This window comes from Flavobacterium sp. LC2016-12 (genome assembly GCF_015351595.1).
GTDB lineage: Bacteria > Bacteroidota > Bacteroidia > Flavobacteriales > Flavobacteriaceae > Flavobacterium.
On the sequence record NZ_JADKPT010000012.1, the window covers coordinates 126,552 to 141,027 of the forward strand.

At 35.3% G+C, this 14,476-nt stretch carries 7 protein-coding genes; 3 read left to right on the forward strand and 4 right to left on the reverse strand.

The features are described from left to right. Positions 1-72: 72 nt before the first annotated feature. The 3 genes from IRZ99_RS17390 (at position 73) to IRZ99_RS17400 (ending at position 7,317) form a co-directional block, all read left to right on the forward strand. On the forward strand, positions 73-1,725 hold the full coding sequence (locus IRZ99_RS17390; RefSeq protein ID WP_194658462.1) for a sodium:solute symporter family protein: 1,653 nt from the start codon (positions 73-75) through the stop codon (positions 1,723-1,725). 696 nt (positions 1,726-2,421) lie between these two features. Continuing rightward, entirely contained in the window at positions 2,422-5,559 is a 3,138-nt protein-coding gene (locus tag IRZ99_RS17395) for a TonB-dependent receptor (protein WP_194658463.1), read from the forward strand. 87 nt (positions 5,560-5,646) lie between these two features. Further along, complete coding sequence (locus IRZ99_RS17400; RefSeq protein WP_194658464.1) at positions 5,647-7,317, forward strand: RagB/SusD family nutrient uptake outer membrane protein; 1,671 nt, start codon at positions 5,647-5,649, stop codon at positions 7,315-7,317. 242 nt (positions 7,318-7,559) lie between these two features. Here the strand turns inward: IRZ99_RS17400 and IRZ99_RS17405 are convergent, their stop codons facing one another. From IRZ99_RS17405 to IRZ99_RS17420, 4 genes are all read right to left on the reverse strand, one after another. Next, a complete protein-coding gene (locus IRZ99_RS17405) occupies positions 7,560-8,639 on the reverse strand; it encodes a DUF5007 domain-containing protein (RefSeq protein ID WP_194658465.1) in 1,080 nt (359 codons plus the stop codon). A 95-nt stretch (positions 8,640-8,734) separates the two neighbouring features. Then, positions 8,735-9,370 carry a fasciclin domain-containing protein gene (locus IRZ99_RS17410; RefSeq protein ID WP_194658466.1) on the reverse strand — a complete coding sequence of 212 codons (636 nt, stop codon included), beginning with the start codon at positions 9,368-9,370 and terminating at the stop codon, positions 8,735-8,737. 26 nt (positions 9,371-9,396) lie between these two features. Next, positions 9,397-10,932, reverse strand: coding sequence for a RagB/SusD family nutrient uptake outer membrane protein (locus IRZ99_RS17415; protein WP_194658467.1), 1,536 nt, complete (start codon positions 10,930-10,932; stop codon positions 9,397-9,399). A gap of 12 nt (positions 10,933-10,944) precedes the next feature. Next, positions 10,945-14,271, reverse strand: coding sequence for a SusC/RagA family TonB-linked outer membrane protein (locus tag IRZ99_RS17420; RefSeq protein ID WP_194658468.1), 3,327 nt, complete (start codon positions 14,269-14,271; stop codon positions 10,945-10,947). Positions 14,272-14,476: the final 205 nt, after the last annotated feature.

The following is a 14,476-nucleotide window of genomic DNA, read 5'->3' on the forward strand; positions in this document are numbered from 1 at the left end:
AATTTACTAACCACAAAACCTTAGATAATAGTTAACGACCTAATACTATTATCAGATAAACTATTTTTTATTATGAAATTGGAATTGATTGATTATCTCATTATTGCTATTTATTTTGTTTTTGTCATCGGGATTGGTTTTTTGCTCAAACGGCAAGTAAAATCAGCGAATGATTTTTTAATGAGTAATCGAAATATTCCGTTATGGATTACCAGTCTTGCTTTTATTTCTGCCAATCTTGGTGCGCAGGAAGTTTTGGGAATGGCTGCCAATGGAGCAAAATACGGATTGTATACGGTTCATTTTTATTGGCTGGGAGCTGCTTTGGCCATGATATTTCTGGGCGTATTCATGATGCCATTTTATTACGGAAGTAAAGCCAGGAGTGTACCGGAATATTTAAAACTTCGCTTTGACGAAAAGACAAGAACATTCAATGCTTTTGGTTTTGCAGCTATGACCGTTTTTTCTTCAGGAGTTTCATTGTATGCTTTAGCGATGTTGATGGAAGTAATTTTAGGATGGAATTTTGATTTGTCCATCTGGGTTGCCGCTTTAGTGGTATTTGTCTATATTTTCATGGGAGGTTTAACCAGTGCCGTTTATAACGAAGTACTTCAATTTTTTCTTATTGTATTAGGAATTGCGCCTTTGGTTTTTCTCGGTTTATATAAAGTTGGAGGATGGGAAGGAATCGTTGCAAACGTACAGGATTATAAACTTCATGTTTGGAAAGGATTAGATGATCCTTCACATAATCCTATGGGAGTTGATGCTTTTAGTATGGTCTTCGGGCTAGGATTTGTATTGGCTTTTGGATATTGGTGTACCGACTTTTTAGTAGTACAAAGAGCTATGATAAGCAAGAATTTGAGTGATGCTCAAAAAACGCCTATTATTGCGGCGATTCCTAAAATATTAATGCCGATGATTGTTATTTTACCGGGAATTATAATGCTGGCGCTTCAAAATAAATTTTCTGGATTTGAACTTCCTCTAACTGCCAATGGCGATGCTAACTATAATATGGTACTGCCTATTTTATTGCAAAAATTATATCCGAATGGTATTTTAGGAGTTGGAATTACAGCGCTTATTGCTTCTTTCATGAGTGGAATGGCAGGAAATGTAACCGCTTTTAATACGGTATGGACTTTTGATATTTACCAATCGCATATCAAAAAAAATGGCTCGGAAAAACATTATTATTATGTAGGGAAAATTGCTACCGTTGCCGGAATATTAATTTCGATTATGACGGCGTATGTAGCGCGTGGTTTCAATAATATAATGGATTTACTGCAATTGGTATTTAGTTTTGTAAATGCACCGCTTTTTGCAACCTTCTTTTTAGGAATGTTTTGGAAAAGAACAACAGGACATGGTGCTTTTTGGGGATTAATTTGTGGGACTGCCACAGCTACAATCACGCACGGGCTTACCGTTGCAGAAGGAAAGGGAGGCTGGATCGCCAATACACATGAGTACTTTTCAGGTACCAGTCAGGCTTTTAATATTGCATGGATTTCTTTTATAGTGTGCGTTATTGTGACGATTGCAATTAGTTTAGTTACCAAACCAAAACCGGAAGAAGAGTTAGTCGGATTGGTTTATAGTCTAACTCCAAAACAGACAGATTCTAACAAAATATGGTATAAAAATCCGCTTTGGATGGGAGTTGGCGTTTTGTTGGTTACCATTATATTTAACATCATCTTTTTTTAAGAATAATAGCTATGAATAAATTGTATGATTTACGGATTGTAATCGGGATTTTCTTTCTGATTATTGGTTTTCTTTTAATGGGTTATTCCTTTTTATCAGATGGTTCTTTAGAAGAGAATAATAGAATTAATCTTTATTGCGGATTGCTATTTTCCTCTTTTGGTTTATTAATGCTTTTGTTAAAAACGAAAAGAAACAAAAGTAATTAACCACTATACTAAATGGAGTTTTACTTTATAAATTCCTGTCATAAAAGCTGAAATTTGATCTTATAAATTTCGCGTTGCATTTTTAAAACTATTTTAAAGCATTCTTGAATGCGTCTGTTTGTTGAAAAAATAAATCAGACCGATTCAATGATGCTTTCTGTTTTATACTCTGCTGAAAATCAAAATTCTAAATTAATTTCTGGTAAAATGATATTTAATCAGAAACAATAATTCTATGCTTTGTTAGCAGTGATTTTGATTAAAATAGTTTCTATATCTATTAAAAAAGTAAAATAATCTCACTGACATAAATTATACATTGGTTCCCAGCTTAGAGCCTTTTTTTTAAAAGCAGATTTCAAATTTACATCCATTATTATTTGCTGATTAAGGACTTACATACCTGTAAAAAAGTACTTTTTCGAATGAAAAAAGGGGACAAACAAAAAACATGACTTAAATAACCATTATCAAAACTATTAAAACTATGAAATTACTAACCAAAAACAAGCCAAGAAATTTTTGGCCAAAAAGTTTGTTTACGAACTTTTTTCAATTTACTCCAATTGTATTATGTACAATTGTGTTACACGCATCGGCAGCCGCAATACCTAAAGAAGAAGGCGCTTCAAAAAATTATTTTTCTCTTGTACAAAAGGTAATAAAAGGAAAAGTAGTAGACGAACAGGGATTGCCGGTACCGGGAGCAAATATTACTGCAAAAGGCACAAAAAATAGCACTCAGACAGATATGGACGGTAGTTTTTCTATTAACGTACCTGATAATGTTACCAAATTAATTGTAACCTATATTGGAATGCAGGACCAAGAAGTTTCGATTACAGGAAATACAATTACTATAGTCCTGAAACAAACCGGGCAAAAGTTAGAAGAAGTGGTTGTAGTGGGTTATGGCAAACAGAAGAAAGTTAATCTGTCTGGAGCCGTAAGTGTTGTAGATACAAAAACGATTTTAAATCGTCCCGTATCCTCGTTGACAAATACCTTACAAGGAACTGTTCCAGGACTTACCGTTATTGCGCGCCCGGGAGATGTTGGTGGAGATATCGGAACAATTAATTTACGTGGAAAGGGAAATTTAGGAACCTCTTCTCCTTTATTTATTATCGATGGCGTAATTGCTACTTCTGAATTTTTTAATAGAATAAATTCTAATGATGTTGAAAGTATTTCGGTTTTAAAAGATGCTTCGTCATCGGCAATTTATGGGTCTCGCGCTGCTTATGGAGTTATCGTAGTAACGACCAAAAAAGGAAAAGAGGGTAAAGCCCAATTTAATTATAATAGCTATTTTGGTGTTCAGTCGGCCGTTCAATTGCCAAACAGGGTAAATGCTTTACAATATGCTGAATTGTATAACGAAGCAAGACTTAATGCAGGTAAATCGGCATTTTATACTCCGGCTGAAATTGATAAAATTAGAAATAATTCAGATCCCGATCATTATGGTAATACAGATTGGTATGATTTATTTCTTAAAAAATCGGCACCAATATTTGAGCATGAAATTAATGTTTCAGGCGGAGGGTCAACACGTTATTTTATAAGCGGATCCTTTTTTGAGCAAAACTCACTTTTTCCGGGAAAACAAATCAACAGATATTCTTTCAGATCCAATACAGAATCTAAAGTAAGTGATAAATTCACAATAGGAACTACTATTTCTTACAGCCACGATCGTTATGAGAACGAAAACGGAGAGGTTAGTTTTGTCTCTATTGACAGAGCTATTCCGATATCTGTACCAACACAATCTGATGGTAGCTGGGGTGTTTTTACTGGCGGAAGAGTTAGTCAGGAATTCCCTTATAGAGTATTTAAAGAAGGAGGAAGAGCAGGATATACTAAAGATCGATTCTCTGGTGCTATAAGAGCCGTTTTTACTCCAATTAAAGGATTGGATATTACGGGTTCAGTTTCTTATAACTTAAGTAATGATTTTAATAATGCCTTTGTTAACAGATTACCGGCACTTATTAATTTTGATACAAAAGTAGAAATACCCGGATCAGCTGTTGTGCAAAATTCATATAATGAAAAATGGGCAACCCTTGGAAAATTCTTAACAGATTTAACGGTGAGTTATGATAAAAAATTAGAAAAACATAGTTTCAAGGTTTTAGGAGGACTTTCTTATGAGGATAATTCCGGAAGAAATGTCGATATAACCAGAAAAGAATATGTTACTAATAATATTAGTTCTATTGATGCCGGTTCTGCAGATCCTATTAACACAACAGTTAAAGGAAAACCAGGCCAAAATGCTTTTCAATCCTTTTTTGGTCGTGTAACCTATTCATATGATAATAAATATTTGTTCGAATCGAGTCTTCGATATGATGGATCTTCTAAGTTTCCGGTAGAAAATCGTTTTGGGGTATTTCCTTCTGTCTCTGGAGCGTGGCGTATTTCGCAGGAAGATTTTATGAAATCGACGGAATGGATATCAGAGCTAAAATTACGCGCTTCGTGGGGTAAATTAGGAAGTGTGAGTAACGTAGGAGATTATGATTATTACAATACCTTAACTTCCGGGACACAAATTATTTTAGACGGAACAAAACAGGATGGCGTTATACCAGGGCAAATTTACAACCCACTTTTAGGATGGGAAAAAGTAAATATGACAAACATAGGTTTGGATCTTGCGTTGTGGAACAACAAATTCAATTTGCAGGTTGATGTTTATAACAAACTAACGGATGGTATTTTATTGCCTAATCCTTATATTCCGGCTGAAGCGGGATTAAGTGTTGTTCCTCCAATCAACTTAGGTCAGGTAACCAATAACGGTCTTGAGATTGCTGTATCTTATAATAACAAAGTAGGGGAATTAAAATATTCTGTAGGAGCAAATATGAGTCGTATTTGGAACAAAGTTTCAGATTTGGGCGATGTAACAGAGACTCCGCCAGATGGTTATTATATTAACAGAGTAGGTTCGCCGGTGGGTTCTTTTTATATGTGGGAGGCTGAAGGACTTTTTGCTAATGCTGATGATGTTGCAGGTCATGCTACACAATCAACAAATACAAAACCGGGAGATATTAAATATAAAGATCAAAACGGCGATGGAAAAATCAATGGAGATGATCGTGTCATTATGGGTAGCGAAATTCCAAAACTGACTTATGGATTTAACTCAAGTCTACAGTATAAAAATGTAGACTTTGCCGTTATGCTGCAAGGGGTGCAGGGCACAAAAGCTTATCTTGAAAATGAAGCATCTCAGGCATTTTTTAACGGTGCAGGTGTAAAAGAATATGCATTGGACCGTTGGACAACTGAAAATCCAAATCCAAATGCGGCGTATCCAAGAATGTTGCTTTCGCCGGATAATACACAAAATCTTCAAAAATCATCTTTCTGGTTGTTTGATACTTCTTATCTGCGTGTTAAATCGATGTCACTGGGGTATAATTTCCCAAAGCAAGTACTTGATAAAATAAAGCTGCAAGGTTTAAGATTTTATCTGGCAGGTAATAACTTGTTTACAATAAGAGGGGATAAACGAATGAAGGATTTTGATCCGGAAGTAGCTTCGCAACGAGCCTCTTATCCACAATTGAAAACCTATTCTTTTGGTGTAAATCTTTCTTTTTAATTTAAACAAATTGTCTTTTTAACGGATTAAATCAGCTTGTTTTAAGATCATGATTATCTTTTTCAAGACATAAAATAGTATATACAAATGAAAAATAAATTTAATAAAATAGTACTATCGTTTGCTGCAGCTACCGTTTTTAGCTGTACTGCACCTCCATTGGAGAGAGTGCCGCAAGATACAAATTCAAGCAGCACATTCTGGACTTCAGAAAATGATGCCCGTTTAGCTTTAAATGGTTGTTATGGCTATTTAGCATATGCCTACAATAATGCTTATAACGACGGATCTGCTGATAATGCTTATTGCCAATATCCTTGGGAAAGTGATGCTACAACCATTAGTGAAGGAAATATAACACCTGCTTCATTAAACGCAGCTAATTATTCTGGGAAATACCAAAGTATCCGAGGATTTAACAGCTACTTAGATAATGTTGGTAAAATCGCTATGGATGAAAATCTTAAGAAACGTTTTATTGCAGAAGCAAAGGTTTTACGTGCGATGGCCTATTTTGATTTAATACGTTCTTATGGTGCGGTGCCATTGCTGACAGCAGATTATGTTAGTCCTCAAGAAACAGCTGTAGCACCAACGCCAGAAGGAGAGATCGTTACTTTTATCATAAATGAATTGGTAGCTGCCCAAGCCGATTTGCCTTTAACTTATTCAGGTGGTATAAAAAATGAAAAAGGAAGACTTACAAAAGGTGCAGCATGGGCATTGAAAGCCAGAGTAGAATTAGATTATAATAAATTTTCAGATGCTGCAGCAAGTGCTCAAAAGGTTAGGGAATTAGGTGTTTACCAGTTGTTTAGAGGTGGAGATGTATCCAAGACTAAAGATGATTTTTCATCTTTTGTTGATTTTGCATCAACAACTGAAGAACAAAAATTTTATAAAGGATTTGCTAACTACGAACAATTATTTTGGGCTGTAAATGATAACAATTCAGAAGTTATCATAACTTCTCAAGCGATCAATAATTCATCTTATGAGTGGGGTAATGGTTTAAACACATTATTGGCACCTGTTGATATTGGTGGTTGGAGTTCTATTACACCAACGGTTGAATTAGTAAATTCATATTGGAACAAAACGGGGCATTCTTTTGTAGCACCATCAGCTGAAGTTAGAGCTGCAAATTATAATGAAGGAAGTCCTGCAGCTGCTTATTTTGCTGAATTTCATAATAGAGACACACGTTTATACGCTAGCATAATGTTTCCTACTTCTCCTTGGGAAAATGCTTCACCGGGTTATATTTATGATTGGAGTGCAAGCAGCAGTATGACAGGATATAATTTCAGAAAATTAACAGATCCCGCATACCTTTCTGCGGAATGGGATGGTGCACAGGATTTTCCTATTATGCGTTATGCTGAAATTTTACTTATTTATGCCGAAGCAAAAAATGAGGTGAGTGGTCCGGATAGCTCTGTTTACAATGCAATTAATGACATTAGAGATCGTTCAGGAATGCCAGCAGTAGATCAGACGATGTATAATACGAAAGAAAAAATGCGTGAACTGATTCGAAATGAAAGACGTATTGAATTGGCAGGAGAAGGGCAGCGTTATTTTGACATTCGCCGTTGGGGAATTGCTGACCAGGTAATTAAAACTATTTACGATATTACAGGTAACATTGCACAAGAACGTGGTTGGCAGGCCAAATTTATGAAATTGCCCTATCCGCAGGCTGCAGTAGATAAAAACCCGAATTTGAGTTCGGCACAATCAGAAAAAGGGTATTAAAGAAAAAACGATCAACAATTTGTAAGTTGTTGTTGATTGGTTTTGGTTTCCAATAAATTGGTGGTTTATGTAAAAAGCACTGTCCTGTGGTGGGACAGTGCTTTTTTTCTGATACAATAAAGCAAATAGCTGGATATTAAAAAACAAATCCCTTTTTACTTATCATAGTAAAAAGGGATTTGTTTTAATAGCAACTCAAATAAATGAGCCTAAATAACTTTATGAATTATAGATCACTAAAGTTATTTTTTAGTGGTGTAAGGGATTTTCATTTTAATCTCCCAGGTACCAGAATCGTTTATTTTTACACCCCATCTTATGTACGCTCTGTTACGAATTTGACCAGTAGCAGGATCGATATAATTAGTCCAGTCTTTAACTCCATTATCCGCTTCAAAAGCTGCTTTATCTACTGTAAAAGCATCAGCTGTTGTTAAATAATACATTAAGTAAGCATCGTTACCACTATAATTCCTTGCATATTGAGGAAATGGAGGAGCAGGCAAACCAAAAGTAGTGCTTTCAGCATCAAGTACTGTTCCTATTGTATTGTCATGATAATTTTGCAAAGGTTGTGATCCACTATAGTTAAAAACTACTTTATTCGGATCAAGAGCCGCTCCATGACTATCTGCAATAATCATTTTTACGTTTACAGCCATTTTAGGCTCATCACTTATTTTTACAATAGTGATATAAGGATCGGTTCCATCTAAAACACCTGCAACTTTCGGATCACTATCATTTAAAACAGAGTAGGTATAACCAGTATCATAAACTCCTCCTCCTTTACCTAATTGTAATCTTGAGCGCATCTCCGTTTTGAATTCTACAGGTACAAAAGGTCCCATTTTTACCCACGTAAACTTGTCTAATTGACGTTCACCCCTAACATTTTTTGCATTTACATTAATAATGAAATCATTATTTACAACATTCTTAGAGGCCTGGGTAAAGACAAATTCACCACTTACAGGATTCATTATAATAGAAGGCTGAGGACTCAATTTTAATTTTTTCATGGCCAACTCCAACGTAGTGTCCGTAGTAGGGTCAAATGGGGCAGTCCAGGTTAGAATTTCATGTAAATCCTGCAATTCAGTTGTTGGTTTGCCATCTTTATCTGTAATGCCAGTGATCGACCATTCCATAGGGTAGGTTGATCCTTCTACAGCTGGTGGTGTAGAAGAATAAAAGACGCCACGAGGTACGGTTATTGTGTCTTGTAGTGAATGTATATTATCACTGATATATCCTACTTCAGGCTGCTCACACGATAATACAAGCAGGGTAATCCCGAATAAATAAATTATCTTTTTCATATGTATGTTATTTTTTAAATTTCTTAGAAATAGCTTCAAAAAATTAATTTTGGCATTTCATTTTTGTTCTGACATTTTTCCTTAAAAACGATGGTTTAATCGGTGTAATTCGAAAAATGATGAGACCCTTGAAGTACATGAATTACTCCATTGGTAGAAATTAAATTGGAAGTTCTGACAACAGTATTAACGTCGTCATTGTTGCCGTCTTCACCAGGATTAGCGCCCCAATAATCGTCTTCCCCTTTAAAAGTATAATAAACATACTCAGGAAATTCATCTAACTGATCTCCATATTCATCGACAGGTCTAAGGGAAAGCATTCTTTCCTCACCATTATGTGCAGTATAAATTTTTCCTTCTTTTACAAGTTTACTTCGATCCAGACTTTGATCAAAAATGTAACCGCCCAACATCATTTTTAAGTCTTCAACGGGTATGTCATTGATTCCATAATCCTGATTCTCCTCTACATTTTTCATATAAAAAATGTAATTTTTTATAGATAAGTTGTTGGGAGCAAAAAGAGTGGTTGACTTGGCATTAACCACATCAATCATTCCTGCTTTTTCAATCAATAAAGCTAATGTGTCTAATTGTTTATGTGATTTTAGAAAATCGTAAGTTGACTTTCCAACATTTTGATCTGCCAAGCCGCCATCTATAAGGTAGTCATCGTTTGAACAGGAATACAAGGTAAACAGTACAATTATTATAGATATATATTTCATGTTTTGTGTTCTTTAAAATTAAAAAATTACAGTTTTCCTTTCCAGTAGTCTGTTTGAACAATGGCAGGATTAATTGATATTATTGTCGGATCAACAGGCCAAAAACACCCCTGATGCGAGAGCCTGCTTGGACTCATCCAACTCACTCCTGCGTAGTAATTCATTCTGATTCTGTCAAATCCAGATTGTCCTTCTCCTACAAGTTCAATAGCACGTTCGTCAAAAATGGCTTTAGTCAGTGATTGACTGTCTGTCGCACCGGTGTAGTTAGGTACATTTGCTTTGGATCTGATCGTGTTTAGATCAGAAACAGCAGCTGTAGTATTTCCTAATTTCATATTGGCTTCGGCTCTTAGAAGATAGATGTCTGCTAATCTAAAAATTAAGATATTGGATTCTGAAAATCTCGCATAAGGATCTGATGATTGACCATCACGTGTTGCCTGAGAATATTTCATTAAAGAAGATTGTTCATTTGAATCAAAATCACTAAAAAATAATTCTTTACGCTTGTCATTATCTCGGTCAGAATCAGAATTCATCATATCCTTACCATAAAAATCATCACTAATAATTGGGGCAGTTGAATTAGGATTTAGAAAAAATGGATCTGTTAATGTTAATCCTGTCATAGTATTATCTCCTCCGTCAACGCGATATGATTCATTCATGGCAGAACTGATATTGATCTCAAAAAGCCCTGTTTTAGATTGACCAATACACATATCATTAAAGCCATCAACGCCTTCATTTGCATAATCAATAAGTGAAGCATTACTGTTTCCTATTACAGAATTAGCAGCTGCCAGAGCCTGAGCCAACATTGCTGGGTTGCCTTGATCTCTACTCGCGTACCAAAGCGTAATATGTGCTTTTAAGGCTTCAGCACTTGCTTTATTGGCGGTAATTGCCCATTTAGGAGCGCCTGGAGTTGAGTAGTCCAATAAACTAATTGCTTTATTGGCTGCTGCCAATGCAAAATCAAGCACTTTAAGTTCATTTTCTCTTGGTTTTGTAATGATATAACCATCCTTAATTAATTGATCTGAAGTTTCTATAACTTCATCAACAATAGGCGCATCTCCCCAAATACGGGCCAGATAGAAATAAGACAATGATCGTACAAAAGCCGCTTCTCCAATTAATCTGTTTTTTTCGGCTTTCGACTGGAAATCGCTGTCCGGCATTTCGCTTACGTGTTTTTCAATAGAAAGTGCCCAGTTTGCAGCTCTGTAAAATCCTTTCCAGTTACGAGAATCATCACGATAAGCTAAAACATAATTACCGCTTCCTTCGATATAATCTACAATCCAGAATTGACTATCCATAAAAGTCATTCCGGTAAACTCTCCCCATAACATGAAGTTCGAATCTTTAGTCAATGCTTCTTTAAGTAAAGCATAATCTCCTGCTAGTGCTGATTCAACATTGGCTTGCGAAACCCAAAAATTTTGTGGAGTAGCAAGTCCTAATGGTTCTTGATCCAGCATATCTGTACAGCCAAATAGGCTTAAAAAGCCAAAAATCAGGACTGTTATTTTACTGTATGTATATTTTTTCATTTTTACTTCTATTTAAAATTTAATATCCAATCCAAATGTGAATGTTTTTGATTGTGGATAACCGTTTCCAAGAGTATACCCCATTTCATCTACCTGAGAAGCATCTGCAACTACTTTAGAACGTTGCCATTGATATGGATTTAAAATTGTTCCATAAACACGTACTCTAGAAATATGCATTTGATCTAAAACACGATTTTTGTCAATTGTATATCCAAGAGTAGCATTTGATATTTTCCAATAATCACCACTTTCTTTCCATAAAGACTGACCACTTCTAAATCTGTAGTAAGGAGTAGTATTAGGAAGAGCTGGGTATAAAGCCGGGTAGCGTACTCCCGCTGCACCATCTCCGGGATTCTGCCAAAATGATAAATTACTTAGATCTTGTAGTCCTGTAGTAGCCCAGTCCGTCCCTCTGTCATAATTGTCCAAATATCTTTGTGTAGATGAATCTATAATATCAGAACCAAATGAGAATTGACTGTAGGCTTGTAAATACCATCCTTTGTATCTTAAGTTCAAATTAAATAAACCTGTGAAATCTGGTGTTGGCTTAAATGAAGTATCTAATTTGTAATCGCCAGCTTCATCTAACAAATAATCACCATTGTAATCTTTCCATATTGGTGTACCAGGTGCAATAGTTCCCCAGGCAGATTTGCCGTGCAGCACTTCTCCTGTATATGGATTTACTGGTAACTGGCTTAGATAATCTATAATATACTCATTCTGGAATTGAACAGGAAGAATTAATGGCATCCCAACTACATATCCATAATCTCTACCTCTGTTTGCATCATATCCGTAATAATCTTTGTTTCCGTTAGGAAGCTTTGTTACGTAATTTTTATTTTGACTTACCCCTGCAGTTACCTCCAGTTTCCAAGGATTTGTTGCTGAGAAGATTTGGAATTTAACCATTGATTCCCATCCGTAATTCATTACTCCCGCTATATTTGATTTGGCCTGATTGAAGCCTGAATAAGCTGGGAAAGGTGTTTCGAATAATAGATTCTCTGTTTTTTTATTGTAGGCATCAAAAGTTACATTGATACGATTATTAAACAAATCCAAATCGAAACCAATATCCCATTGTTTTGCACTTACCCAGGAAAGGTTAGGGTTTCCAATAGTATTATAATCTGTTACGACTCCTGTTGTACCTCCATAAGTGGAAACATTCATTAAGTTAGACCATAATGGATTTCCACCATATCCTAATTGGTAAGATCCATATCTTAAAAAGTTCTCGTCAATTTCATTTCCATTTACACCATAACTGGCTCTTAATTTTCCATAACTTATAATGTTTTCTCCCCAACTTTTGATGAAAGACTCATCAGAAAAAACCCAGCCTAATGCCACAGAAGAGAAATTGGCATAACGAACATCTTCACCAAAACGAGAAGAACCATCCCTACTAAAAGCAACATCAACCATATAACGATCTTTGTAACGATACCCTACACGGCCAAAATAAGATAGCAAAGCATTGGATTCGATACTTGTGTAACCATTAATTTGATCCTGCGTATAACGATTATTGATAACCTTGATAGCGTCTACACCAAATCCTTTGGCATAAATGAACATATCTTCGTATTTGTTATAGTCCGTTTTTTGCCCTAATACAGCCGTAACAGTATGTTCACCAAATTTTTTCAAATAGTTAAAATAAAGATCTGAAGATAAATTTTTACGGTTATATAAAGCATAACTGGCAAAACCATCACCATCTTCGCGCACCGTTGAAGGCTCATAATAATTTTTCTTTTCAGAACTATACACATAATTAAATTGAGCATTAACAGAAAAAGCAGAAGTGAAATCATATTTCATAAAATCAGAAAAGGTCACTTGTGTCACTTCATCAGTATTCAGTTTTTCTGATAATTCTCCTTGTAATGATTTCCTTTTAGCGTCAGAAATATAGAATAAAGAAGAATTTAAGTTTGATGGGTCAGTAGGTAATGTGTTATTAAATTGAAAATTTCCGCCGTCCGGATTTCCCTGACCCGTTTGATTGTCGGTTAATACTAAATTCACACGAAATTGATTGTCAAAATTTTGTCCAACTTTAGAATTGATATTTCCTGAAAAAGTATAACGCTTAAAACCTGAGTTTTTAATAACTCCTTCTACATTATCGTATCCTAATGACAATCTATAGTTGGTCGATTCTGATCCGCCTCTCATACCTAAATTATACTTATTAGAAATCCCGGTTCTATAAAACAAACCCTGATAGTCTACTTTGTTATTAAAGGCCGGATTCAAACTATCAGAGAGAACCATCGGAATATGGGATGTTTGTACATCATCTGATTTCCACCATTTGTAAACCATGGCCATTTTGGCATTTCGTTCAGCAGATCCAATATTCATTGGTACTAAATCTGGAATAGGAGATAAACCTGTGTTTAATGAAAAAGTAAATTCCGGTTTATCTAAAGCTCCTCCTTTTTTAGTGGTAATGATAATAACCCCATTAGCACCTCGTGATCCGTAAATAGCGGCCGCAGAAGCATCTTTTAAGAAATCTATTTTTTCAATATCATTTGGATTCAAAGAAGCCAAAAAGTCTGTATTGGAAGTATTGTATCCCGCTAAATCTTCTAAAGAAGTCTGTACTCCGTCAATTACATAAAGCGGGCTGCTGTAGCCTGAAGACATACTTGTATTTCCGCGTATAACCAAAGAACCTCTTCCTCCGGGAGCACCGGTTTGAGTAGGAGTTTGTACTCCGGTTGCCAGACTACCAATGATAGAAGAAACACTAATTACCGGAATGTCCTGTAAGTCTTTGCTGGTAATAGTGGATACTGCTGCATTTACATTTTTTTTATGGACTTTTTGATATCCAATAACCACAACGTCAGTTAAGTCGTTTTGAGCAGATTTAAGTTTAATGTTGTAATTTTTTTGAGTTCCAACCGTAATCTCTTTGTTTTGATAACCTACAAATGAGATAAGTAAAATATCTCCTTCTTTTGCGGCTATAGAAAAACTTCCGTCTACATCAGTAATAGCTTGTGTAGTAGTGCCTTTTACTTTAACGGTTGCTCCTGATAAATTTTCGCCTAATTCACCTAAAATTTTTCCAGTGATGGGATTGTCAATTTTGGATGTGATTAGTTTTCCTTCGGGTTTTGATCTCTCAGGAAGTTTCATTAAAATATCTTTCTTTGAATCAGGAGAGAATTTTAATGTATTTCCAAATGAAGAAATAGTAAATAAGAATGCAAAAAAGAATATCGCTTTCTTTTTCATCAAAAGAAATATTTTTTTTTGCTTGGTTAATAGCCCAGCCGGAGCCGGGTCAAATTGGTTTCTCATAAATTGGTTGTTTAAGTGGTTTATAAATATGGTTTAATTAAATGGTTGATGTAATAACAGTTCGCCCTCTTGGCTCGTTGTTGGCGATTTTAATTTGGTTGAAATCAAAAAATAGAAGCATGGTGAGTACTGCTATTTTTTGATATTTATTTGTTTAATTATTTTAAAACAAGGCATAGGAAGGACAATAAGTAAACCGGTTTTC

Bases quoted from the DNA above. Each gene is read 5' to 3' on its own strand.
- IRZ99_RS17390 (WP_194658462.1), top strand. From the start codon at position 73: ATGAAATTGGAATTGATTGATTATCTCATTATTGCTATTTATTTTGTT.
- IRZ99_RS17395 (WP_194658463.1), top strand. From the start codon at position 2,422: ATGAAATTACTAACCAAAAACAAGCCAAGAAATTTTTGGCCAAAAAGT.
- IRZ99_RS17400 (WP_194658464.1), top strand. From the start codon at position 5,647: ATGAAAAATAAATTTAATAAAATAGTACTATCGTTTGCTGCAGCTACC.
- IRZ99_RS17405 (WP_194658465.1), bottom strand. From the start codon at position 8,639: ATGAAAAAGATAATTTATTTATTCGGGATTACCCTGCTTGTATTATCG.
- IRZ99_RS17410 (WP_194658466.1), bottom strand. From the start codon at position 9,370: ATGAAATATATATCTATAATAATTGTACTGTTTACCTTGTATTCCTGT.
- IRZ99_RS17415 (WP_194658467.1), bottom strand. From the start codon at position 10,932: ATGAAAAAATATACATACAGTAAAATAACAGTCCTGATTTTTGGCTTT.
- IRZ99_RS17420 (WP_194658468.1), bottom strand. From the start codon at position 14,271: ATGAGAAACCAATTTGACCCGGCTCCGGCTGGGCTATTAACCAAGCAA.